Annotated in this window: 28 protein-coding genes; 18 read left to right on the top strand and 10 right to left on the bottom strand. The window is 72.9% G+C overall.

Annotated features, from left to right (window positions below):
• Positions 1 to 151: 151 nt before the first annotated feature.
• Entirely contained in the window at positions 152 to 508 is a 357-nt protein-coding gene (locus AC07BF_RS29765; protein WP_478334161.1) for a hypothetical protein, read from the bottom strand.
• Between the two features lie 95 nt (positions 509 to 603).
• Between AC07BF_RS29765 and AC07BF_RS29760 the strand changes: the two genes are divergently transcribed.
• The 4 genes from AC07BF_RS29760 to AC07BF_RS29745 all read left to right on the top strand — a co-directional run bounded on the left by AC07BF_RS29760 (position 604) and on the right by AC07BF_RS29745 (position 3,578).
• Positions 604 to 1,200 carry a helix-turn-helix domain-containing protein gene (locus AC07BF_RS29760; protein WP_063350727.1) on the top strand — a complete coding sequence of 199 codons (597 nt, stop codon included), beginning with the start codon at positions 604 to 606 and terminating at the stop codon, positions 1,198 to 1,200.
• 68 nt (positions 1,201 to 1,268) lie between these two features.
• Positions 1,269 to 2,273 (top strand): signal peptidase I, encoded by a 1,005-nt coding sequence (gene lepB, locus AC07BF_RS29755; protein ID WP_478334160.1) that lies wholly within the window; start codon positions 1,269 to 1,271, stop codon positions 2,271 to 2,273.
• A 138-nt stretch (positions 2,274 to 2,411) separates the two neighbouring features.
• On the top strand, positions 2,412 to 2,660 hold the full coding sequence (locus AC07BF_RS29750) for a hypothetical protein (protein ID WP_363617070.1): 249 nt from the start codon (positions 2,412 to 2,414) through the stop codon (positions 2,658 to 2,660).
• Positions 2,661 to 2,918: 258 nt separating this feature from the next.
• Positions 2,919 to 3,578, top strand: a complete 660-nt coding sequence (locus AC07BF_RS29745; RefSeq protein WP_363582685.1) for a double zinc ribbon domain-containing protein — start codon at positions 2,919 to 2,921, stop codon at positions 3,576 to 3,578.
• Between the two features lie 116 nt (positions 3,579 to 3,694).
• On the opposite strand, the gene AC07BF_RS29740 is transcribed toward AC07BF_RS29745, so the two are convergent.
• Complete coding sequence (locus AC07BF_RS29740; RefSeq protein WP_478334159.1) at positions 3,695 to 5,455, bottom strand: LCP family protein; 1,761 nt, start codon at positions 5,453 to 5,455, stop codon at positions 3,695 to 3,697.
• Between the two features lie 219 nt (positions 5,456 to 5,674).
• On the opposite strand from AC07BF_RS29740, the gene AC07BF_RS29735 reads away from it, so the two are divergent.
• From AC07BF_RS29735 to AC07BF_RS29720, 4 genes are all read left to right on the top strand, one after another.
• A complete protein-coding gene (locus tag AC07BF_RS29735; protein ID WP_363582687.1) occupies positions 5,675 to 6,052 on the top strand; it encodes a hypothetical protein in 378 nt (125 codons plus the stop codon).
• 100 nt (positions 6,053 to 6,152) lie between these two features.
• Entirely contained in the window at positions 6,153 to 7,433 is a 1,281-nt protein-coding gene (locus AC07BF_RS29730; protein ID WP_478334158.1) for a trans-sulfuration enzyme family protein, read from the top strand.
• A gap of 124 nt (positions 7,434 to 7,557) precedes the next feature.
• Entirely contained in the window at positions 7,558 to 8,409 is an 852-nt protein-coding gene (locus AC07BF_RS29725) for an SDR family NAD(P)-dependent oxidoreductase (RefSeq protein WP_363582689.1), read from the top strand.
• A 254-nt stretch (positions 8,410 to 8,663) separates the two neighbouring features.
• Positions 8,664 to 9,872, top strand: a complete 1,209-nt coding sequence (locus AC07BF_RS29720; RefSeq protein ID WP_478334157.1) for an ROK family transcriptional regulator — start codon at positions 8,664 to 8,666, stop codon at positions 9,870 to 9,872.
• Between the two features lie 86 nt (positions 9,873 to 9,958).
• Here the strand turns inward: AC07BF_RS29720 and AC07BF_RS29715 are convergent, their stop codons facing one another.
• Positions 9,959 to 11,134: a S1 family peptidase gene (locus AC07BF_RS29715; protein ID WP_363631313.1), complete on the bottom strand. Its 1,176-nt coding sequence runs from the start codon at positions 11,132 to 11,134 to the stop codon at positions 9,959 to 9,961.
• A 272-nt stretch (positions 11,135 to 11,406) separates the two neighbouring features.
• Between AC07BF_RS29715 and AC07BF_RS29710 the strand changes: the two genes are divergently transcribed.
• From AC07BF_RS29710 to AC07BF_RS29700, 3 genes are all read left to right on the top strand, one after another.
• The gene (locus AC07BF_RS29710) at positions 11,407 to 11,940 is read left to right on the top strand and encodes a hypothetical protein (RefSeq protein ID WP_478334156.1); all 534 of its coding nucleotides are present in this window, start codon (positions 11,407 to 11,409) and stop codon (positions 11,938 to 11,940) included.
• Positions 11,941 to 12,059: 119 nt separating this feature from the next.
• Positions 12,060 to 12,197: a hypothetical protein gene (locus AC07BF_RS29705; RefSeq protein WP_363582697.1), complete on the top strand. Its 138-nt coding sequence runs from the start codon at positions 12,060 to 12,062 to the stop codon at positions 12,195 to 12,197.
• Entirely contained in the window at positions 12,194 to 13,660 is a 1,467-nt protein-coding gene (locus tag AC07BF_RS29700) for a hypothetical protein (protein ID WP_478334155.1), read from the top strand. The genes AC07BF_RS29705 and AC07BF_RS29700 overlap by 4 nt, the downstream gene beginning before the upstream one ends.
• Positions 13,661 to 13,792: 132 nt before the next feature.
• On the opposite strand, the gene AC07BF_RS29695 is transcribed toward AC07BF_RS29700, so the two are convergent.
• Positions 13,793 to 14,368, bottom strand: coding sequence for an HD domain-containing protein (locus AC07BF_RS29695; RefSeq protein WP_363617052.1), 576 nt, complete (start codon positions 14,366 to 14,368; stop codon positions 13,793 to 13,795).
• The gene (locus AC07BF_RS29690) at positions 14,365 to 15,477 is read right to left on the bottom strand and encodes a helix-turn-helix domain-containing protein (RefSeq protein ID WP_478334154.1); all 1,113 of its coding nucleotides are present in this window, start codon (positions 15,475 to 15,477) and stop codon (positions 14,365 to 14,367) included. Before AC07BF_RS29690 ends, AC07BF_RS29695 begins: the two co-directional genes overlap by 4 nt.
• A gap of 280 nt (positions 15,478 to 15,757) precedes the next feature.
• On the opposite strand from AC07BF_RS29690, the gene AC07BF_RS29685 reads away from it, so the two are divergent.
• Entirely contained in the window at positions 15,758 to 16,324 is a 567-nt protein-coding gene (locus AC07BF_RS29685) for a hypothetical protein (protein ID WP_478334153.1), read from the top strand.
• Here AC07BF_RS29685 and AC07BF_RS29680 read toward each other — a convergent pair.
• Positions 16,321 to 16,563, bottom strand: coding sequence for a hypothetical protein (locus tag AC07BF_RS29680; RefSeq protein WP_478334152.1), 243 nt, complete (start codon positions 16,561 to 16,563; stop codon positions 16,321 to 16,323). The two genes, AC07BF_RS29685 and AC07BF_RS29680, sit on opposite strands and share 4 nt — an antisense overlap.
• Before the next feature lie 108 nt (positions 16,564 to 16,671).
• On the opposite strand from AC07BF_RS29680, the gene AC07BF_RS29675 reads away from it, so the two are divergent.
• From AC07BF_RS29675 to AC07BF_RS29650, 6 genes are all read left to right on the top strand, one after another.
• Positions 16,672 to 16,929, top strand: coding sequence for a hypothetical protein (locus AC07BF_RS29675; RefSeq protein ID WP_478334151.1), 258 nt, complete (start codon positions 16,672 to 16,674; stop codon positions 16,927 to 16,929).
• A 211-nt stretch (positions 16,930 to 17,140) separates the two neighbouring features.
• A complete protein-coding gene (locus AC07BF_RS29670; RefSeq protein WP_363631296.1) occupies positions 17,141 to 17,524 on the top strand; it encodes a DUF7848 domain-containing protein in 384 nt (127 codons plus the stop codon).
• Complete coding sequence (locus tag AC07BF_RS29665) at positions 17,524 to 17,703, top strand: hypothetical protein (protein ID WP_478334150.1); 180 nt, start codon at positions 17,524 to 17,526, stop codon at positions 17,701 to 17,703. Before AC07BF_RS29670 ends, AC07BF_RS29665 begins: the two co-directional genes overlap by 1 nt.
• A 151-nt stretch (positions 17,704 to 17,854) precedes the next feature.
• Entirely contained in the window at positions 17,855 to 18,016 is a 162-nt protein-coding gene (locus AC07BF_RS29660; protein ID WP_380484151.1) for a hypothetical protein, read from the top strand.
• Positions 18,017 to 18,019: 3 nt separating this feature from the next.
• Positions 18,020 to 19,192 carry a methyltransferase domain-containing protein gene (locus AC07BF_RS29655; RefSeq protein ID WP_478334149.1) on the top strand — a complete coding sequence of 391 codons (1,173 nt, stop codon included), beginning with the start codon at positions 18,020 to 18,022 and terminating at the stop codon, positions 19,190 to 19,192.
• Positions 19,193 to 19,301: 109 nt separating this feature from the next.
• Positions 19,302 to 19,565 carry a hypothetical protein gene (locus AC07BF_RS29650; RefSeq protein WP_363582719.1) on the top strand — a complete coding sequence of 88 codons (264 nt, stop codon included), beginning with the start codon at positions 19,302 to 19,304 and terminating at the stop codon, positions 19,563 to 19,565.
• Positions 19,566 to 19,729: 164 nt separating this feature from the next.
• Here AC07BF_RS29650 and AC07BF_RS29645 read toward each other — a convergent pair whose 3' ends face one another.
• The 4 genes from AC07BF_RS29645 to AC07BF_RS29630 form a co-directional block, all read right to left on the bottom strand.
• Complete coding sequence (locus tag AC07BF_RS29645) at positions 19,730 to 20,113, bottom strand: hypothetical protein (protein ID WP_478334148.1); 384 nt, start codon at positions 20,111 to 20,113, stop codon at positions 19,730 to 19,732.
• Positions 20,114 to 20,256: 143 nt separating this feature from the next.
• Entirely contained in the window at positions 20,257 to 20,658 is a 402-nt protein-coding gene (locus AC07BF_RS29640) for a hypothetical protein (RefSeq protein WP_478334147.1), read from the bottom strand.
• A gap of 186 nt (positions 20,659 to 20,844) precedes the next feature.
• Positions 20,845 to 21,756, bottom strand: coding sequence for a ketopantoate reductase family protein (locus tag AC07BF_RS29635; RefSeq protein ID WP_363582725.1), 912 nt, complete (start codon positions 21,754 to 21,756; stop codon positions 20,845 to 20,847).
• Positions 21,753 to 22,298, bottom strand: a complete 546-nt coding sequence (locus tag AC07BF_RS29630; protein WP_478334146.1) for a hypothetical protein — start codon at positions 22,296 to 22,298, stop codon at positions 21,753 to 21,755. Before AC07BF_RS29630 ends, AC07BF_RS29635 begins: the two co-directional genes overlap by 4 nt.
• Positions 22,299 to 22,420 lie beyond the last annotated feature (122 nt).

Genomic DNA, 22,420 nt, shown 5'->3' with positions numbered 1-22,420 from the left:
TCCCCTCTGGCCAGCTCCCCTCCCCGCACCACCCGACCCTGGGCCCGGCCCCCCCCCCCCCCCCCCCCCCCCCCCCCCCCCCCCCCCGGGGCAGCCGGTCATGCCCCGGGCGGGCGTCGGCGGAGCCCCGGCGGGCTCCGGTGCCCCGGTCTCAGCCGGCGGCGAGCCGGTCGTACTCGGCGTCCGGGTCCAGCTGGCGCCGGTACTCGGCGTGCAGCCGGACGTCGCCCTCCGGCCCGGCCAGACGGGCGAGCGGGCCCCGGACGCCCGGGAGCGGCCGGGCGCGCGGCCACTGCTGGGCGAGTACGGCGAGCGGGGTGCCGTCGCCGGAGCGCAGGATCCAGCTGGCGCGGCCGCCGCCGATCAGGGGCAGGTACGGCCGGGGGAGTCCGAGGGCGGCGAGCGCCTCCGGCAGGTCGAGGTCGTCGGGTAGGGCGAGCGCCGCGGCGTGCGGGGCGTCGGCGTCGTCGCCGGCCGCGACGCTGTCCCGGGTGAGGTGGATGCGCATGGCCGGACAGCATAGGGCGCGCCGACGCGCCCGCGCGCCCGTGCACCGGTGTGCCGGTTTGACAAACACCCTTGCCGTCCCGGCGAATGGCAGGCATGGCCGACGAAGACTTCGAGAACGTCCTCACCACGGTGGGCCCCCGGCTGCGCGCCCTGCGACGCGAGCGCGGCACCACCCTCGCCAAACTGGCCGCCGCCACCGGGATCTCGCTCAGCACGCTGTCCCGGCTGGAGTCCGGGCAGCGCAAGCCGACCCTGGAACTGCTGCTGCCGCTGGCCCGGGAGTACCGGGTGCCGCTGGACGAACTGGTCGGCGCCCCGGCCACCGGCGACCCCCGGGTCCATCCCCGCCCGGTGACCAGGAACGGCCAGACCATCATCCCGCTCACCCGCCACCTCGGCGGTCTGCACGCCTTCAAGCAGATCATGCCGCCCGGCCGGGGCACCGAGCCCGAGTTGGAGCTGAAGGTGCACGAGGGCCACGAATGGCTGTACGTCCTGTCCGGCCGGCTGCGGCTGGTGCTCGGTTCGCACGACCTGGTGCTGACGGCCGGTGAGGCCGCCGAGTTCGACACCCGGACCCCGCACGCCTTCGGCAACGCCGGGCCGCAGCCGGTGGAGTTCCTCAGTCTGTTCGGTCCTCAGGGTGAGCGGATCCATGTCAGGGCGCGCCCGGGAACCTCCGTTCGGTAGGTTCGTTCCCTGACAGCGGGGGTTTTCCGTTCCGGTCTCCCGCCAGGCCGTCGGGAGGGGCCGAGAAGATGAGTGTCCAGCAGAGCACGGAGTCCGGCGAGAGCGGTGGAACCGGGGAGCGCGGTGCGGTGGGTGCGCCCGAAGTCCCGGGCGCGGCGGGGGCCTTCGGGGCCTCCGGCGGCGGATCCGGCCGGGCCGGCGGTGGTTCCGGCGGCGGCGACGGCAGCGGCGGCAGCGGTCCGACCGGTGGGGCCGACGGGACCGGCGGTGCGGAGCCGGACGCCAAGAGCGGGCGGAAGAAGCGCCCGTTCTGGCAGGAGCTCCCGATTCTGCTGGTGATCGCCCTGCTGCTCTCGCTCGGCATCAAGACCTTCTTCGTCCAGGCCTTCTCGATCCCCTCCGGTTCGATGGAGCAGACCCTGGCGATCGGCGACCGGGTGCTGGTCGACAAGTTGACGCCGTGGTTCGGTGCCGAGCCCGAGCGTGGCGAGGTGGTGGTCTTCCGTGATCCGGGCGGCTGGCTGGAGAGCGTGCCGACGCACGCGGACGGCTCGGTCATGAGCTCGGTCCAGAAGGTGCTGAGCACCGTCGGCCTGATGCCTTCGGCGGACGAGAAGGACCTGATCAAGCGGGTGATCGCGGTCGGCGGGGACACCGTCGAGTGCAAGGCGGGAAGCCCGCTGAAGGTGAACGGCGTCGCGCTGGACGAGCCGTACCTGTTCCCCGGCTCGGCGCCCTGCGACCAGGACCCGGTGGGCACCGTCACCGTCCCCAAGGGCAAGCTCTGGGTGATGGGCGACCACCGCAACAACTCGCGGGACTCCCGCCCGCACCACAACGAGACCGGTGACGGCTTCGTGCCGGTGGGGAACGTGATCGGCCGGGCGTTCGTCGTCGCGTGGCCGCTCACGGACTGGTCCACCCTGCCCGTCCCGGACACCTTCGGCAAGGTGCCGGCGGGCGCGGCCGCGCCGGTGCAGGCGCCGTCGGCGCCGGACGCGCTCGGGCTGGCCGCCGTCGTGCCGTTCGCCCTGTGGCGCCGCCGCCGTAGCGCGCGCCGGAGCCGCCACTGAGCCGGGTGAGGGCTTCGGCGGAACTCCTCCCGTCCTTCTCTACACGCCTGTAGAGTTTCCGGGGTGAGCTGCACGCCTGGTCGCGTGGCCGCCCGACCGGGGAGGCCGCGCGCCGGGGTCGGGTCGGGAGGCGGAACCGTGGTGGAGAGTCGGCGCAGTCCTGTGGCCGTCGGGGAACCGGCGGACCCGGACGTCCAGTGGGTGTACCAGCCGGTCGAGGTGGACCTCGGCGACGGCACCTGGGCGTCCGGGCGGATCAGCGGCTGGTGGCAGGACTCCGCCGGGCAGCGGTGGTGCCGGTTGCGGGTGAGTCGCAGCGGGCGGCCGGCGGGCTGGGAGCGGTTCGATCCGGCGCGGGTCCTGCTGCTGCCGGTCGCCGGGCTCTGAAGAGACGTCGGCCGGTTTCGACGAGACCGGTTCCGATCGGACCGGAACCGGCCTGATCGGTACCGGCATGATCGGAACCGGACCGGTGGGCCCGGACGTCCCTCGGTGCGGCGATCACGAGGCGTTGTCCATAAGAGATTCACAAAATATGACGGCATGTGCGATTCTGTGCAGCGCCCCCGTGACCCGCCCCATCCGTGTCGGCACCTTGGGGGGCCCGGGGACCGCCGACATGCCACTTCATCGACCGGGGACGACGTGAGTTCCGAGATCTACTTCAGCAGCAACTACCGCGACCTGTGCGAGCAGCACGGCACCGGCGCGGGCTTCCAGTTCGAATTCTCCTGCTACCGCTGCTCCGACACCTGGCGCTCGTCGTTCGAGGCGTTCACCACCGGTCAGGTGGCGGGCTGGATCGGCAAGGGCGTCAGCGCCGCCTGGAACCTCATCGGCGGCAACGCCAACACCATCAGCAACGCCGCCGACGGCCTGGCCGGCCACACCTGGGGCAACGCGCGCGACGCCGCCTTCCAGCGCGCGATCACCAACGCCCAGGTGCACTTCAACCGCTGCGCCCGCTGCACCCACTACGTCTGCGGCCGCTGCTTCGACCCGGGCCAGGGCCTGTGCCACAACTGCGCCCCGGACACGGCGGCCGAGGCGATGGCGGCGCAGCGGCGCGGCCTCAACGACATGGTGTCCGACCGCTCCTACCAGCAGGGCCAGCAGTCCGGCGCCGAGTTCGACGTGCGGACGCCGCGCCAGCTCGTCTGCCCGCAGTGCTCGGCGGAGACGCACGGCACGCCGTTCTGCCCGGGCTGCGGCCACCGGCTCGCCCAGCCGACCCAGTGCGGCCAGTGCCACCAGGACATCCCGGAGGGCGCCGCGTTCTGCCCGTCCTGCGGCACCAGGCGCTGACCCCGCAGGCCTCGTAGACCTCGCAGGCCCAGCACGCCCCGCGCACCTCGCGACGGCGGGGCGCCTCCGGATCGGGATCCGCAGGCGCCCCGCCGTCGTCGTGCGTCCCGTCCGGGTCAGCCGTACGACACGTTGGCGCACGGGTCGTCGTCGGCCGACCGGGCGGCGTTGGCGACGCTGCTGGGCACCGGGGCCGGAGCGGCCGGGGCGCCGGCCGACGCGGAGGCGGCCGGGTCGGCGGCACCGGCCGGATTGGCGGCGGCGAAGTCGTGGCCGAGCACCACGCTGACACCCTTGCCGCCGGCCTGGACGGTGGCACCCGGGAACAGCTTCGCGACCGCGTCGGCCGCGGCGCGCTCGCCCGCGCCGTACTCGACGACCGTGGTGGAGCGCGGCTTGCCGGTCGCGTTGCCGACGCTGGTCACGGTGTAGCCGGCGCCCTTGACAGCCTCCGCGGCCTTGCCGCCGAGCCCGGTCGCGCCGGTGCCGTTGAGCACGGCGACCTTCACGTCGGCGGGCTTGGCCTCGCCGCCCTTGGCGTCCGGCACGGGGGTGGTGGCGGTGGGGCTGGGGGTGGCCTCGGCGGCGGGGGTACCCGGCGCGGCGGAGTCCGCGGCGGTGGCGCTGGCGTCCTGGCCGTCCAGGGTGCGGTCGGCCTTGAGCGCGGCCCAGAGCTGGTCCGCGTCGGGGTGGACGAGGGCGACTCGCGGGCCCTCGTAACGCCACGGCGCCGTCACGAACTTGACGTCGTGCAGGTTGACGTCCTTGAGCGACATGGCGAAGGAGAGCAGCTTGGCCGCCGAGCCGAGGTCGGGGTCGACGGTGAGCGACTTGGTCGCGGCGTCGGCGAGCGGCAGGAGGGTGGTCGGGTCCATGCCGCGGGACTTGACCTCCTTGATGAGAGAGGAGAGGAAGGCCTGCTGACGCTTGGTGCGGCCGATGTCGGAGCCGTCGCCGATGCCGTGCCGCACTCGGACGAAGTCGAGCGCGGACTGGCCCTCCACCTTCTGCTTGCCCTTGGGGAAGACCAGCTTGCCCTTCTTGCCCAGGTTCGGGTTCAGATCGCCCTCGTGGATGTCGTTCGGCAGGCAGACCTCGACGCCGCCGACCGCCTTGGTCATCGAGGCGAAGCCGTTGAAGTCCACCACGATGGTGTGGTCGACCCGCAGGTTGGTGAGCTTCTCGACGGCGTTCTGGGTGCAGGCCGGGTTGCCCTGGTCGCTGTCGCCCACCGAGAAGGCGCTGTTGAACATCACATTGGTCTGCTCCTTGGTCCACTTGCCGTTCGGGAGCTTGCACGGCGGGATGGTGACCAGGGAGTCGCGGGGGATGGAGATGCCGACGGCGTGCTTGTGGTCGGCGTAGACGTGCAGCAGGATCGCGGTGTCCGAGCGGGCGCCGCCGTCCCCGCCGCCGCCCAGGTCGCTGTTGCCGTTGCCGCGGCTGTCCGAGCCGATCAGCAGGACGTTGACCGGGGAGCGGCCCTGGGCGTCCGGGGCCGCGGCGGCCGGCCGGTCCTTGCTGAGGGCATCGCCGTCGAAGGTGGTGAGGTTGCTGTTCAGGCGGTAGTAGACGGCGCAGCCGCCGAGGACGAGGAGGGCGGTGCAGCCGGCCGTCACCCAGAGCACCTTCTCCTTGGTGCTGCGCTTGGCCTTCGGCTTCGCCCGGCTCGTGCGGCCCGCCTGGCCGGCCCCGCCTGCCTGGCCGGCCCCGCCCGCCTGACCGGTCCTGCGTGCCTGACCGGTCCGGCCGGCCTGGCCGCCGTCCGCCGGGCGGCCCTCCGCGGTGCGGCCGTCGGGTATGCGGCCCTCCGGCGAGCCGCCGGTTGCCCGGCGCGGCGATTTTCCGGCTCCGGGGGAACCCCTGCGACCAGACACGTCGTCATCCTCCACAGTTGCCACGAAACCCCCGTCGAACCGGCGGGCGTGCGTGACCGGGGCCGGAGCCGATCCGGGCAGGCCCGTCGCTAAACTTTTACACCGCTGTAGAAACTCAGTGGAGCATACTAGGCGCAGATGAGAAAACCACCTGGTCAGACCAGCGGATCCGGTCGGCCAGGCTCCTCCGCGCTGCTCAGAACCCGTACGAGGAGCACGATGACTCACCGGATCGCATGTTCGATAGCCGGCGCCCTGGTGGCACTGCTGGCCGCCGTCGGCCTCACCGCCGCGGCGTCGAGCGCGACGGCGACGGCCGCACCCCGGCCCGTCGCGGCCGCCGCCACCACCGTTTCCGTCACCGGCTCCGGCCCGGCCGCCCCGGCGGCGGGCCCGGCCGTCTCCGTCAGCACCCGGAGCGGTCAGACCGCGCCGGCCGCCCACCTCGCGGCCAAGGACGAGAAGAAGAAGTCGGGCTTCTTCGCCAAGCTCGGCAAGTTCCTGATCGTCGTGGTCATCCTGATCATCCTGTTCTTCGTGCTGCTGATCGTCGGCATCGTCTACGCCGCGAAGCGGATCTTCGGCCGCCGCAAGTGAGCCGCGGTGGCCCGCCCCGGCGCCGCAGCGGCACCGGGGCGGGCCACCCGGGCGCGATTGGCCCTGGGCGCGGCGTGCGACCGGCCCGACGATGGGCGGCATGAGCGACTACCTCGGCCACCGGGCCCCCGACGGACAGCAGGCTTCTGGCGGACAGCAGACCCCCGACGGACACCGGGCTCCGGACGGACACCGGGCCCCCGGCGCGCTGCGCCCCGAGAGCCGGATCGTCCACCCGCCCCTCGCGGACACCACCGGCAGCCGCCCGATGGGCGTGCCACTGCACCAGAGCCACCTCTTCGCCTTCGACACCAGCGACGCGCTCACCCAGGCCTTCGGCGGCCCGGGCGGGGCCTTCTTCTACAACCGCTACGGCAACCCGACCGTCCGCTCGCTGGAGACGGCGGTGGCCGACCTCGAAGGCGGCGCCGGTGCGATCGCCACCGCCTCCGGCATGGGCGCGATCAACACCGTCCTGCTCGCCCTGCTGCGCTCCGGCGACCACGTGATCGCCCAGCGAAGCCTGTACGGCGGTACCTTCGCCGTGCTCGCCGACCTCGCCGAGCGCTGGGGGGTGGAGGTCACCCACGTCGGGGGCGACGACCCGGCCGAGGTCGAGGCGGCCCTGCGGCCCACCACCCGGCTGCTGCACCTGGAGACCATCTCCAACCCCACCACCAGGGTCACCGACCTGCCCGGGCTGATCGGCGTCGCCAAGCGGGCCGGGGTGGTCAGCGTCGTGGACAACACCTTCGCGACGCCGCTGCTCTGCCGGCCGATCGAGTACGGCGCGGACGTCGTCATCCACTCGGCCACCAAGTACCTCGGCGGCCACTCGGACGTCCTGGCCGGCGTCGCCGTTCTCGCGGACGCCGAACTGCACCGCAAGGTCTGGCACTACGCCATCGAACTCGGCGCCGCCGTCGACCCGTTCGCCGCCTGGCTGACCCTGCGCGGCCTCCAGACCCTCGCCCTGCGGGTCCGCCGGCACTGTGAGAGCGCCCTCGACCTGGCCGGTCGCCTCGCCGCCCACCCCGCGGTCGGGGCCGTCCACTACCCGGGCCTGCCCGGGCACCCCGACCACGACCTCGCCCGCCGGCTCCTGCCCGACGGCCACGGCGGCGTCCTGGCCTTCGACCTCGTCGGCGGCCGCGAGGCGGCCCGCACCTTCACCGAGTCCGTCCGCCTGGCCGCCCTCGCCCCCTCCCTCGGCGGCGTGCACACCCTCGTGCTCCACCCGGCCAGCACCTCCCACCGCCAGCTCGACGACGCCGAGTTGGCCGCCGCCGGGATCGGCCCGGGGACGGTGCGGGTGTCGGTGGGCATCGAGCACCCCGAGGACCTGTGGGCGGACGTGGAGGGTGCGCTGGCGAAGGTGTGACGGCCGCCCGACCGGCGCCGCCGGGCTGTCGACCGGTTGCGTGCGCGTGCACCTAAATGTATGGTGCGTGCGCACGCACACACTTTTCCCCGGAGAAGCCGGGGAGATCCGAGGAGAGACTTCCATGGACACCGACGCCGCCCCGATCGTCCTCATCACCGGCACCTCCTCCGGGATCGGCCTCGCCGCCGCCGTGGCCGCCGCCCGCGCCGGGTACGGCGTCGTCGCCACCATGCGCGACACCGGACGGGCCGAGGCCCTGCGGCGCACCGCCGCCGAGGCGGGCGTCGACGGGCGGATCGACGTCGAGCAGCTGGACGTCACCGATCCGGCCTCCGTCACCGCCTGCCTGGAGGCCGTCCTCGCCCGGCACGGCCGGCTCGACGCGGTGGTCAACAACGCGGGCGCCGGCCACGTCGGCACGATCGAGCAGGACGGGACGGCGCCGGTGCGGGCCGCCATGGAGGTGAACTTCTTCGGTGTGGTCGAGGTCACCCGGGCCGCACTGCCGCACCTGCGGGCCTCCGGCGGCCGGGTCGTCACCGTGACCAGCGTCGGTGGTGTGGTCGGGCAGCCCTTCAACGAGGCGTACTGCGCCGCCAAGTTCGCCGTCGAGGGCTTCATGGAGTCGCTGGCGCCGGTCGCCGCCACCGTCGGCGTGCACGTCACCGTCGTCGAACCGGGCGCCGTCGCCAGCGAGTTCATCGGCAACCAGGCCATCGACCTGCCCGCGCTGACCGCCGCGGCCGGCCCGTACGCCCCCGCCCTGCGGGCCTATGTCGACCGCACGCAGAAGGCCTTCGCCCAGGCCCAGACCCCGGAGCAGGCGGCCGCCCCGATCGTCGCGGCCCTTACCGCCGAGCGGCCGCCGCTGCGGGTGCAGACCTCCGAGGCGGCCCGGGCCTTCGCCGGCACCAAGCTGGCCGACCTGGACGGCTCGGCGGTGCGGCGGATGACGGGCGGCTGGGTGGTCTGACGAGTCCGGCCCGGGTCTGACACGCCCGACGGGCCCGACAGGTCCGACAGGTCCGACGGGCCTGGTGGTCCTGACGGGCCCGAGGATCGCGCTGGGGGCGGCTCGGGGCGGCGCGGGGCCGGCAGCCGGGGTGGGAACGGAATGATCACCGGTCATACTTGGGCGGCGGCACCCGACACCGGACGCCGCGGGCCGTGCCGGCACCACCCGGCGCAGCCCGCCCGCCAGCCTTCCCGCCCAGACCGGAGGAACCGATGAGCAGCCACCTGCCGACCCACCGCCCGGCGGCCGGGGCCCCGGCAGTGCCGTGGAACCGGCAGCGGCTGCGCAGCAACAACGAATGGCTGCTGCTCGAACTGCTGCGCACCGGCGGCGGCTCCTCGCGCGCCCAACTCGCCCGGGACACCGGCCTGTCCAAGCCCACCGTGTCCGCCGCCCTGGCCGCCCTGGAGCAGGCCGGGCTGGTCCGCGAGGCCGGTCGGCTGGCCCCCGAGCGCGGCCGCACCGCGGTGCTGTACGAGGTCGACCCGGCCGCCGGGCACGTGCTCGGCGTGGACATCGGGCGGGCCAGGCTGCGGGTCGCCGTCGCGGACCTCGCCGGGACGGTCGTCGCCCGCCGCGACGTGGCCAACCGGGGCCGCTCGGCGAACGCCGTCGCCGACGCCGTGGTCGCCGCCGCCCACGAGGCCATCGACGAGGCGGGCCTGGCCGCCGACGACATCGTGCACGCGGTGATCGGCACCCCGGGCGTGTGGGACGAGCAGCGGCGCGGCGTGCGCTACGCCACCAGCCTGCCCGGCTGGGGCCGATCCGGTCTGTTCGACCGGATCGGGGAGGGCCTGGGCGTGGCCGTCACCGTCGCCAACGACGCCAACCTGGCCGCGCTCGGCGAGTACACCCTCGGCGCCGGCCGGGGCAGCCGGATGTTCGCCTACCTGCTGGTCGGCACCGGCCTGGGCGTCGGCGTGGTCAAGGACGGCGAACTGCTGCTCGGCGCACACGGCGCGCTGGGCGAGATCGGCCTGGTGCCGCTGCCCGCCCGCCCCGGTGAGCCTCCGGCGACCATCGAGCAGGAGGCCGCCGCGGACGCCGTGGTGCGCACCGCCCAGGACCTCGGGCTGGGCGGCGCGCCCACGGCCAAGCAGGTCTTCGAACGGGCCCGGGCCGGCGACCCGGCGGCGGTCCGGGCCGTCGGCCATGAGGCCGGCCAACTCGCCTACGCCGTCGCCGTGTTGTCCGCCGTACTGGACCCGGACCTGGTGGTCCTCGGCGGCGGCATAGGCAACAGCGCGGACCTGCTCCTGGAACCGCTGGAGCAGGCCCTGCACCGGATCGCCCCGATGCGTCCGACGCTCGCGCCGAGCCTGCTGGGGGAGGAGGCGGTCCTCCTCGGTGCGGTCGCCACCGCCCTGGAGACCGCGCGCCCCGAGGTGTTCGAGCGCCGGACGGCGGGGCTGCCTTAGGTCCTGTCCTCACGGTGGCCCGTGGCTCGGTGGGCGGTTCGGCCGATGGCTCGCCCGGGTGCGCGGCTGCTCGGCCGGTCAGCCGGTCAGCCGGTGGCCAGGGTGAGGCCGTAGGCGCTCAGGATCGGGTTGACGGGCTGGAAGTAGGTCTCGCCGCCCGAGGTGCAGTCGCCGGAGCCGCCGGAGGTGACGCCCTGCGCCTGGTTGCCGGAGATGAACGACCCGCCCGAGTCGCCGGGTTCGGCGCACACGCTGGTGCGGGTGACGCCGTAGACGCTGCCCTCCTGGTAGGTGACGGTGGCGTTGACCTCCTCGACGGTGCCGCAGTGCCAGCCCGTCGTGGAGCCGGAGCGGCAGACCGAGGACCCGACGGGCTGCTCGGTCGAGCCGGCGACCGTCACCGCGCCGCCCGCGTAGTCGTTCACCTGCGGCTGCGCCGTCCAGCCCGGGCCGGCCTGCACCCAGGAGTAGTCGTTGCCGGGGAAGGTCGAGCCCTGGAAGGTGCCGATCGAACTGCCGTCGGAGGCCGTCGCGTTGGAACCGGGCTGCCCGCAGTGTCCGGCGCTGACGAAGCCGGGCCGGCCGTTCTGGGTGACGGGGAATCCGATCGAACACCGGGCGGCGTTGTCGATGTAGTACGCGTCGCCGCCGTGCAGGTCGGCCAGCGGCCGGGGCGTGGCGGTGGCCCGCTCGACCCGGACCAGCGCGCGGTCCACCCCGGAGCGGCGCAGGAAGTCCTCGGTCCGGGCGGCGTCGGAGGACCGGACCACGACGGCGTTGGTGCGGACGTCCACGGACCAGAACGGCGTGGCGGTGGGTGTGGCGGCCCGGGCCGCCCGGTCGAGCGCGGCCTTCGCCCGGTCGAGGGCGGCCAGGGCGTTGCGGACGACGGTGGCCCGGCCGCCGTGCGCGGTGATCGTCCGGGCGACGGAGGCGTCCGTGGTGGCGACCACCAGGGCGGCGTCCGGCCCCTCGACCCAGGCCCCGGCCCAGCGGGAGCCCAGGGCGGCGGCGAGCGCGGTCCGAACCCGGGCGGCCCGGCTCTCCCCGGCCAGCCGGTCGGCGGCGGCTTGCGGGGAGAGTCCGAGGTCGCGCTGGAGCGCGGGGAGCAGCGCGGACGGGGCCGGGGCGGTCCGGGCCGCGGGGGAAGCGAGGGCGGCGACTGTGGACGGGTCGTCAGCGGGCGCGCTGACGGCGGGGGCGGCGGTCAGGGCGACGCCCGCGAGCGCGGTGGCGACCGCGAGCACACGGATGCGGAGCATGGGGGATCTCCTCGTTCGGCGTGGGGGTTGCCGGAACGGTAGCGATCCGCTGGCCATGTCAGGAACATGCCGAATTCCCCTGCGCTCCGGCGCTATACCCCTGTTGGGGCGGTCGGCGGTTCGGCGCAGCGTGACGGCGGACCGGAGGGCGGCGACGCTCGGTAGCCGGCAGATCTCGATCTGCCAACGAGTGGGAGATCCGTGCGCGGATCGTGTGCGAGCTCTGCTTGAATCGCACACCTCATCCAAACGGAACGGAGCGTTCTCCACCCATGCCTTCACGCATACGCGGGCGTCGGTGCGCCGGCCTGGCCGGCTTCGCCGGACTCGTCCTCACCGTCGGTCTGGCGCTGACCGGTTGCGACCCGTCGGCCGCCGACGGCGGAGCCAAGGCCTCGCCCCCGGTGACCGCCCCGGCGGGCGCCACCACCCAGTCGACCCCGCCGGCCGCACCGCCTGCGGCGCCGCCCGCCGCGTCCCCGGCCGGCACGCCGCCGCCGGCGTCGGACCCCGCGCCGAGCACGCCGACCGCCCCCGCAGCGGCGGCCCCCAGCACCCACGCGCCGTCGCCCACCCCGAAGGCGCCGCAGCCGAAGACCACCACGGCCCAGCCGCCGACCGCCCCGGAGCCGCAGCACACCGCGGCGGCCGGCGGTGCGGAGTGCGAGCTCCGCTCGAACGCGGGGAACTGCTACGCGGCCGGGCAGTTCTGCCGCAACGCCGATCTCGGCAAGAGCACCCATGACGCCAACGGGGGAATGATCTACTGCCGGATGGTCAGCGGCAAGCCGCACTGGCAGGCCTGAGCGAGGCCGACCGGGTGCGGGGGATGAACGCCTCGGCCCCCCCGCGCCCGGTCGGCCCGTCGGCGTGACCCGGGAGACCCCGGACCCTAGTCGAGCTGTCCGAGAGCGTCCCAGAACAGGTGCTCGTACGCCTGGAGCAGTCGGCCGTACTCGCGGGCCACGGCCAGGGTCGGCCCGTCCAGCGGATCCGGCCCGAGGGCGTCGGCGGCCTGCTGTTCGAGCGCGGGAGCGGGCTGGGCGAAGAAGTACCCCAGTGACCACCCCCACCCGCGCCCCCTGGATACCCGGAGGCGGCAGCGCCCTGGGGTGGGGTCTGCGTAACCCCTGCCCGGTCGGCGTCGGGCCCGCCGGAACCGACCGGGTGCAGTGGTGGGTGGTCTGGTGCCTTCAGTGCGGTGACCGGTACGCCGGGCGCCCCGCCCAGGTCGGCGACGACCACGGCCACCGTGACGACGCCCGCCACGCCGCCCGCCTCCATGCCGACGACCACGAAGCCGACTTCAGCCGGGTCGTCGCCGCCGAGCGGACCCGGGAGGCCCGCGAGCAGTCCGGGTGGACCAGCAGGGTGTACAGCCTCGTCGCGGCGGCCACCCTGCACCCCAGCGAAGGCGGCGTGTGGTGGGACGGCACTGGCTACCGCCTCGTCCCCGCCGGGGCCCGGCTCGACGCCAAGGGCCGCCGGGTACGGCGGAAGGTGGTCGAGCTGGTCATCGCCGCCGGGTTTCTCCAGCAGGAGGAGAACGGCGACGTCGTCGCCACAGCGGACGGCCGCGCCATGCTCACCATCTGGCGGCACCACCGCACCGACCTCGCCGAGCCCTGGCCAGCCCGCGCGGAGCCCCAGGCCCTACCCCCGCTGCCCGGCGGCCACGAAGCCGCCCGCCGCCGGGAAGCCGCCCGCCAGCGCCTCGCGGAGCTGGAACGCCAGGCCGCCCAGAGCCGGGCCGAGTTCCTGCGGCGTCGTGAGGAGGCCGAGCAGCAGCACCAGGCCGAGCTGGAGGCCGCCCGCCATCGCAGCGCCGACGAGCAGGCCGAGCGCGAGCGCGCGGAGCGGGCCCGCACCGGAGCAGACATCCACCTGACGTGGTCCGCGGTGGCCGCCGGCCGCTGGAGCGTCACCGGGGCCGGCCACGACCGCCGCCTGGACGTCAGCCTCAACACCACCGACTTCGCGGCCGACATGTACGAGATCCGGGAGAACGGGCACTACATCTCCCGCCACCCCTACGAGCACCAGGCCGACGCTACCGTCCGGCAGCTGCTCGCCGACGGCGTCGAGATCGGGGAGCGGACACCAGAGCCCACCCCCGCCTCGCCCACCCAACGGGCCGTCGATACCCCCGCCGGCCGATGGCACCAGGCCCCACCCCCACCCACCCGAACGGAAGGCACTACCCCTGAGCATTCACCCCGACAACGTCCTGGCCGAGGGCCGATGGAATCCGCAGTGCTTCGAACTCGACTACGAGGGCCGCAGAGGCCACTACCGGGTCGTACGGGGCCTCGGCGAACAGATCGGCACCGTGGAGAAGCACGGGGGTGTCTGGATGCCCAAGGACGCATCCGGGGCGTGGGTGGCAGCCGCCGCCGGCCGACGCGGCTACCTCACCCGCCGGGTCGCGGCCATCGAGCTGTCCATCGCCGTCCCGCTCCCGCCGCCGGAGGAAGCGGAAAAGTACCGAGTGGGCCCAGGGCCCGCCCCCTCCTCGTGAGCACGTGACGAGGCCTCGAAATGCGAACACCCCCGCCTCCGAGGGAAGCGGGGGTGGGGGAGGCGAGCTAGTGAACCAGGTAGTGGTAGGTCAGGATGCCTTGGGGGCGGTGGCGGACTCGAAGACGGATACCACCAGTCTCACGTAAGGTAGATCTTCTGCCACTCCAAGGACGTCATGGTCAGTGCGGCCTCGGCGAGAGTGCGGGCCGACTCGGTCTTGAGGCTGCCGAGGCTGCTGTCAATCCACGGCTGGACGTTCTGGTACCCCTGCTCGCGGTACTCCACGGCCTGAATCAGGCACTCCAGCTTGTCCGCGTCATGGGCGACGGTGACTTCCAGGCTCTCGGCGTTTTCATACTCCTCCACGAGGGCCTGAACCCCGGCAACGACGGCCGGGTGAGCGGCGCTGACCTGGTCTGCGGTCACGCGTTCGTTCGAGGCGGCGGTGAGGTAGCGCCGACTGACGTGCGGGATATCGCTGACCCGGGTCTCCTGGGTGTCGTGGAAGAGACACAGCAGGGCGACCTTGGCCGGGTCGGCACCCTCCATCATCGCGAGCACCGCGCCGACGACGCCCGTACGGAACGAGTGCTCCGCGACAGACTCGGGGTCTTTGACCCCAGCGATCCACCAGCCCTGGCGCTTCGCCCGCTTGAGCATGCCCGCCTCGAACAGGTAGCTCGCGGTGCCCTTCGCCTGCTTGTCGTCCGTCATAGCTGTCCTTCGCTGTTGGATCGGTAGTTGCTGGACCCACCTACCCGCAGACCGTAGTGCACAGACTCCAGCTCTCGTCGGGACTGCCGTGAAAGGCCATCACCATCAAGCAGCGTGCGCACTCGTGTGGCTAGGTCGCGGGCTGTACGGGGGTCCGCATCGGCCAGGCCGCGTCGGGTGAGCATGAGTGCCCAGATCGAATGGACGTACAGGTCGGTGTACTCACCCGCGCGGTCCAGCCGGATGGCGAACTGTCGCAGCAGTGAGGAGGCGTCCCACGCCGGGCGTTCCTGTTCGGTCATGAAGTCGTCGCTGGTCTGGGGACGTGAGTCGAGCCCGAGCCAGTGAGCCCAATAGTTCAAGTTCGCGGTCTCGAAATCGTCGTTGTCGGTGATCGAGCGGGCGATGAAGTCTCGGAGTAGCTCAGGGTCCCCTTGTCGCGCCAGTGCTGCCGCGACCGACCGCGCCTCAGCCCAGCGGGGTGACCACCCAGAACCGGCCGAGGGAATCCGGCCTCGCCGCTGCATCCCGCCAAACCACTCGCCCACATCGCGAGCCCGGTCGTAGGAGGACAGGTACCAGACCTGTCTCCGGAGTAGGGCGGTCTCCTCACCGCCGGCCTCCACCAGGTCGGCGGTATGCCGAAGGTTGTCGAAGAATCGCGAGCGCACGTCCTGCCCGAGGAGCGGTGCAGTGGAGACCGGCCCGCGCCGAGCGGCAGGAATGCTCAACTCGGTGGCCACGGCGCCGGGCAGAACCCCGCTGACGGCCCAGCCGATCATGTGCGTGGTGTCCCGGGTAAGCACCCACCCGGCCAACGGATGCTCCAGAACCTCGGCCTTCGTGGGCCGGGACCGCAGTATCTCGCCGAGGACGAAGTCCGCGTCCAATGCGAGGCTGATCAGGTCCACCAGCCCGGTCGGCGCGCCGAGCAGAATCAGCTTCCGGCGCAGTACCACCAGGTTCCCGGCCCTGGTGGAGGAGAGCGGCCGACGGCCGGACTCCCAGCCCTGGACGGTGCTCTTGTCGATCCCCAGTTCCACGGCCAACTCGTCCTGAGTCTTCGGGATCTGTTCCCGGATGACCTTGAAAAGGAAGCCGGAAATCACCCCTTCAGGGACTCGCACAGGCTTGGACTGACTGTCAGTCAGTGTTTCGGTGAGCCTCGGTGGTGTCCGAGCAGCCATTCCGGGCCCCCTTGGCCTCGATCGTCCGGGTAACTCGTACTGGCAGTCCGTCGAACCCTGGAATCACCGGCCGTAACTTCATGACTACGGCATCGCCGGTGGCAGCGGAAGCCTAGTGCGAACTCGGTCTTCTGCGAACAGCGATGCTGCCCTGCCGCAGAGCCCCGTGCGGCAGCCTCAACCACCCAGCAGGAGGACCAGAATGTCCACCAGCACCATGCCGGCCGCCGACAAGGTCGGCGAGCGCGCCCGTGAGATCCTGACCGCCATCACCGCGGACCCCGAGTTCCCGGCGTTCGAGGCGGCGACCCTGGAGTACAGCAGCGACTGGCAGTGCTTCACCGGGTTCCCGACCATCAGCGAGTGGAACCTCGACACCGACAAGGCCCCGCTGTTCTCCGAGGGCCTGCGCGCCATCGCCCTCAAGGCGGCGGCGTTCGAGCTGACCGGCAGCGAGACCGACGCCGAGCTGGCCCTGCCCGTCCCCGTGGACGAGATGACGCACGCGATGATCGCGCAGCCGCAACTCCTCGCCCGCATCGCCGACCGGACTGGCTTCACGCTGATCCACCAGACCGACCAGGAACACACCGACTACACCGGCGGCGAGTACACCCACGCCGCGTACGTGGTCGCCTGGGGCACCGAGCCGCCCGCCCGCTACTGGCTCGACAAGGCCGAGGTCGACCGCCGCCTGGGCATCCTCGCCGAGAAGTACGACTCCATCGGCTTCGCCCGCAGCGGGCGCGAGCACGCCATCCCCTTCTAGCCCTCGGGCAACGCCTTGCCGGCACTCGCGTACCGGCCGGGAGGCAGCCCGATGCGGTCTCCGTGCACACAGGCCGGGATTCCCTCCCGGTTGTACCGGAAGCCATCGTCCGGGTTGAACGGGTAGTCCCCGTTGGGGCGTTCGAGCACATCGAACGCCCCAACGGGGAGCCGAAGACTCGGGCAGATCCAGCACGCGTCGTGATCGTCTTCGTCGTTGATGAACGGCTTGGCGGGCATGAACGCAGAGTAGCGATCAAGACACCGAGCCGCGCAAGCCCCCAGGTGTCGCAGGAATTCCGAGGGCAGACCTCCCCACGGCCGCCCTCAGCGAAGGAGGACAGACCGATGGCGCGACGCGCCCCCAAGCGTGAGTACCGGGAGGTCGTGACCGGGCCCTCGAAGTCCGAGTTGCAGCGGCCCCCCGCTGGCTGGAGCCCGCTGGACGAGTACCGGGAGACGCTGGTCTGCGCGGGCACCTCGCTCCAGGCCCCCGGTGACCCCCAGAGCACCTGCCACCCGATCTGCAACGACTGCATCAGCCGCGCCCGGACGCCCCACCGCCGTGCCGCGCTGCGGGCCGCGCTCGACAAGCGCCCGGCGTAGGTCCCGTGTCGAGCCGCCCGGAGGAGAACGCCGAGGACGACGGACAGGCGGTGGCCGACCTGCCTGCCCTACCCGAGGCAGCCGACGAGTCCGAAAAGTCGGCAGCCCTTGTGCCTGCCGAGTCGGACAGCATGCGCCTCCTTCGGGAGCGCACACGGGAGTTGTAGCACCGCCACGCCACGTGGCACTGGATCTTCGAGTGAGGAACACCATGGCTGACACCTCTGCGGGCCCGCCGCTCGCGCACACGTCCTGTCCCCCGGCGAGGCAGGACGCGGCCGACCTGCCCACCCCGCGCGAGGCCGCCCCGGCCCCCCGACTGCGCACGGTCTTCCGGTTCACGGACTGGACGCTGAGCCAGGCTGCCGACGAGCCCGACATGCCGCCGGCCCTGCACCAGTTCCGGTGCCGTGCGGAGGACGAGGACGGCACCGTGTGCGGGGCCGAGGGCCCCGAGTTGCAGTCGTTCAACCTCGCCCAGAGCTGGCCGTTCGTCCACGTCAAGGAGGACCCGGAGCACCGGTCCTACGAACACCTGGCGCGGGTGCCGTGGACGATCGGTCCGAAAGTCGAGCCCGGCACGGTGATCTCGTGATGGGGTACGTCCTGATCCTCGCCGCCATGGTCCTGCTGGTCGTCGGCGGTCTCGACTTCGACAGGGAGGAACGGGAGCCGGGCTGCCTGTGGTGGGTACGCGTGCTGCCCCACCGCACGATCGAGATCCGGCGACGCGGACGCTTCGGCCTGGACGTCGGGATCTACGACCAGCGCTAGCCACGCCGAACAGCCGTCGAACCCCAAGTAGCACCCACGGACCCCCGTCCCGGCCACCCTGGGGAAGAACGGCCGGGACGGGCCAGTAAGACGCACGACGGGCCAGGGGGCATCAGTCCCCGGCCTGACCGACCGAGAAGGGAACACCTGTATGCCCAGCTTTGGCGACAGCGGCAAGCACGGCGGCGGCTCCGGCCCCGGCACCGGGGGCGGCCAGCAGGACGACAGCAACAGCGGCAACAAGCACGGCGGCGGCGGCTCGGACGAGGGCGGCAACAGCAGTGACGGCCAGCGCCCGGCGGGCGGCAAGTAGCCAGTGAGCGCCAAGCACGAAGCGGAGGCCGGTCGGACCCGGCTGGCCTCCGCGCTCATCGACAACGGGTCTCTCACCTCGGACTGGCTGGGACCGTACAACGCCGTGCCCCGCCACCAGTTCATCCCCGACACCATCTGGCCGGGCCAGGCCGACGGGATCTGCCAGGGCCAGGCCGTCCACCGCTACACCGACCCGGCGCGGTGGTGGCACGCGGTCTACTCCGACGTCCCGCTCACCACGCAGTGGGACGACGGAACCCACGAGGGCGACGAACGGGGAACCATGCCCACGTCGTCCAACTCCATGCCCACGATGGTGTTCTCCATGCTCTCCGCGCTCAACGTGGAGGACGGGAACCGGGTGATGGAGATCGGCACCGGCACCGGATGGAACTCCGCCCTGCTGTCCCAGCGCCTCGGGTCCGGCAGCGTCGTCACCATCGAGGTGGACGAGGCCAACGCCGCCGCCGCCCAACGCCGCCTCGCGCGGGCCGGGTACTTCCCGACGTCCGTGGTCGGCGACGGAGCCGATGGCCATCCGGACGGCGCGCCGTTCGATCGCGTCATCGCCACCTGTTCCGTCGGACGGATCCCACACGCCTGGGTATCCCAGACCGGGCCCGGCGGGGTGATCGTCGCCCCGTGGGGGCCCCAGTACGGCGGGGAAGCCGTGGTACGGCTCACCGTCGGCGACGACGGGACGGCCAGCGGCCACTTCGTCGGGTCCTCGGCGTTCATGCGCCTGCGCCAGCAGCGAACGCCTCGCCCGAGCAGCCTGGAGTACCTGTCCGGGCCGTGGCCGGCCGACGGAGCGAAGTCCCAGACCGACCTGTCACCGCAGGAGTTGGGCGACTGGCTGGCCATGTTCGCCGTCGGCGTGCAAGTGCCCGAAGCGTTCCCGCTCACCGAGCGGTACGACGACGGCACGTACACGCTGTGGCTGCACGACACGGCCGTCACCTCGTGGGCCACCGCCGACTGGGAACCGGGCCGCACCGCCTACGAGGTCGTCCAGTCCGGCCCCCGCAACCTCTGGGACGAGGTGGAGGCCGCCTACCACTGGTGGGACGACCAGGGCCGCCCCGGCTTCGACCGCTTCGGCCTCACCGTCACCCCCGACAGCCACACCGTGTGGTTGGACAGCCCCGACAACCCCGTCCCCACCCGGGACTGACACCTCGCACCCCCGCCGCCCTCAACCCCCAGCGGCGGGCCCACCTCCGCCCTGCGGCTGCCCCCGCTGCCGCAGGGCGGAGGACTCTCCACCCTCCTCAGGAGTAGCCATGTGGGCCACCACCGAACAAGACCGGCAGGCCATGCTCAGGGCACTCGTGATCGCCGCGCTGCCGGCCATCGCCCTCCGGTACGCCTCCGGCGTCGGCGTCAGAAGGCTCGCGACGGTTTACGGGTGCGATTCCAACTGGCTCCAGGCCCAGATGATCAAGGCCGGGTACCGCGTCCGGCCGCTTGAGGAAGCAACCGGTCTGCGCCCCGCCCCCTGGCCGTGGATGCCTATCAGCATGCCAGGGCGGAAGACGATGCCCTGATTGGGCGCCCCGCTCAAACCGGAGCCTCCAAGCTCACGCGACGAGCGCGTAGCTGGTGAGCTGTGCGTGTTTCCGCAGGCCAGGGGTTAAGTCTACGTCTGTATACTTACTCCAGGCCGCGAAGTTGGCGACCAGCGCGGCGGCCGCGGCGGCGGGCTCGCCGTTCAGTGCGAGCCAGGCGAGGTAGGCGAGCCAGGCGAGGTAGGCCGGGTAGGCCTGGCAGCCGGCCAGTGGTGGCCGGGTGGCGAGTTCGTCCGGGCCGAGGCCGCAGGCGGCGGCGAGGCCGGGCAGGGTGCGCAGCGCGGCGCTCTCGCCCCGGCGAGGGCGGCGAACCAGGCGCTCACCGGAAGGTCGGCGCTGCGGGTGGCGAGCAGCAGCAGGCTGCGCCGGTCGGAGGCGATGATCCGGTGCTGCTGGGCGGCGAGTTCGGCCAGGGCCGGGCGGGGCGCCGTGCCGTCGGCGAGCGCCGTGACGAGTGCCGGGGCGGCGTCGCCGGGCGCCAACTCGGCGCGCAGGTCGCGGATCTGGTCGAGGATCGGGTGGTTCACCGGTGCCTCCGTGGTGCGGTTCGGTCCCGGTGCCATTCCTACCGCCTGGCGGGGCCCGGTCGGTGGCGACAGGCCGGGGCGGGCCCCGGGTTGCTCCCGGCCCCGCGGGTGCGGGGCCGGGAGCGGGCGGTGCGGTCGGTGGCTCAGGACCCGGCGCAGGCGCTGGTCACGTCGCCGGCGGCGTCGGTGATCGCCCCGATGTCGGGCATCTTGCCCTTGGAGACGTTGTCCTGGGCGCTGGAGACGGCCTTGTTCAGCTTGTCGGTGGCCTTGTCGAGCTTGTCCCCACTGTTGTGGTCGCGGAGCTTCTTGATGTCGTCGCCGACCTTCTTCAGGGCGTCGGAGGTGTGTTTGCGGCGATCCTGGTCGGTGAGTTGGCCGACGTTGATGGCCGATGAGGCGAGGTCCTGGATGTCGCCGGTGATGCTGACGGCCTGTTTGCCGCAGTCGAGTGCCTGGTCGACGTCCTTGCATGCGCTGAGCAGTGGAGCGGTGGCGAGCAGCGCGAGTGCGGCGGTGGCCAGTCGGTACGGTTTCCTTGTCATGTCTGTATCCCTCCCGCCGGCAACAACGCCTGATCGCCCGCTCGTGGTTCCGCCCGATCGGGTGAATCATGGGTGAACCTTTACTGTCGGCCAGGAAAGGGAGTTGATGGAACATCAGATTCCGGACTCGACTTCGCCGACTTCACGTCAGGGGTGCTGCCCATGACGTGAAGTCGGCCGGGACTGCTACCGGTTGGCCGGTCCGGAGAGGTCGCGCACCAGTCCGGCGAGGGTCGGGGTGTCGACCCCGTGTGCGGCGGCGGCCCGCAGGACGGCGCCGCCGATGGCGTCCAGTTCGATCGGACGGCCTGCCTCCACGTCGCGCTGCATCGAGGACTTCATCGACCCGGGCACCCGGTCGAAGGCGGCGAGCAGTGCCTGTGCGTCCGCCGGGGCGCCCGCCGCGCCGGAGACGGCCGCGATCTCGTCGAGGACGGTGAGCAGTTCGGACCGGTGCTCGGTGCGTACGACGCCGACCTCGCTGCGGTGGCGGGTGGTGAGCAGCGCGAACGGGGCGAGGAAGGAGAGCTTGCTCCAGAGCATCGCGGTCTCGTCCTCGCGAAGCGTGACATCGAGGCCGGTGCGCCGCAGCTGCTCGGCCAAGTCCGCTGCCGTTCCGGCCAGTTCGAGCACGGTGAAGGGGCTGGTGTGCTCGATCCGCCCGGGCGCGGTCCGAGTGGCCTCGACCCGGATCGTGCCGGCCGCGACCTGCCCGGCCGGGTAGCGCTCGCGCAGCGCCGCGACGTGGTCGAGTCCGTTGAGCAGCGGCACCACGACGGCGGAGCCGAGGGCCTGCGGCGGCATCCGGTCGAGTGCGTCGGCCAGCGCCGTCTCCTTGACGGTCACGAACGCGGCGTCGACCGGCTCGCGCAGTTCGGTGGCGGCTTCGACCCGGGCGGTGAACTCGCCGAACTGCCCGCTGCGGACGTGCAGTCCGTCCCGGTTGAGGACGGCGGTGGTCTCCTCGCCGGCCAGGCAGATCACCCGGTGCCCGGCGCGCGCGAGCAGTCCGCCGATCAGGCCGCCGACGCCGCCCGGCCCGAGGACGGCGATGGTCAAGGGGGTGGTCGCGGAGGTGGACGCGGGGGTGGTGGTCATGTCGACTCCTGGTGAAGGGGTGAGGGGTGGGCTTCCGGGGAGGAGAGGGAGACGAGGCCGAAGGTGAACGGCGGTTCGTGGCGCGGCTTCCGCCCGCCGGCCGGGGTCCAGCGCACGGGGGTGTTTCGGCTGAGGCGCAGCGTGTCGTACCGGACGTTGCCGTGGGCGGGATCGGGGACGGGCAGGCCCCCGGCGCGCAGCGCCTCGACCACCTCGTGGGCCGGCCGGCCGAAGACGTCGACGCCGTGGAGGCCGACCGGGCAGGCGGCCGCACCCTCCAGCGGTTCCACCGGGCGGCGCGAGAGGAAGACGGCCCGGAGGCGCTCGCCCGAGCCCGAGCAGAGGGTGACGCCGACCCCGGGCAGGGTGAAGTGCAGAGCCCAGCTGGAGCCGCAGACGAAGATGGGGCGCACACCGCCCGGGAGCGCCTCGTGGTGCGGGGCCAGCAGGCGGCGGACCGTCGCCTCGGTGAGGCCGAAGCGCAGTCCGGGCAGCGGCGCGGGCAGGCGGACGCCGTGGCCGGGCAGCAGGTCGATGGTCACCCGTTCATGATCCCTCGTCGGATGGGCGGCGCGGGGCCCGGGGGCGGGCGAGGCTCAGCTCGCGGGCGTACCGAGGCGGTGGCCCGAACCGCGTCCTGCCGTCGGGCGTCGCGGTCGGTGAG

The sequence above is a fragment of the Kitasatospora sp. NPDC043950 genome (genome assembly GCF_056435345.1).
The sequence above is the reverse complement of the archived record's forward strand: the minus strand, read 5'-3'. Positions and strand labels throughout refer to the sequence as shown.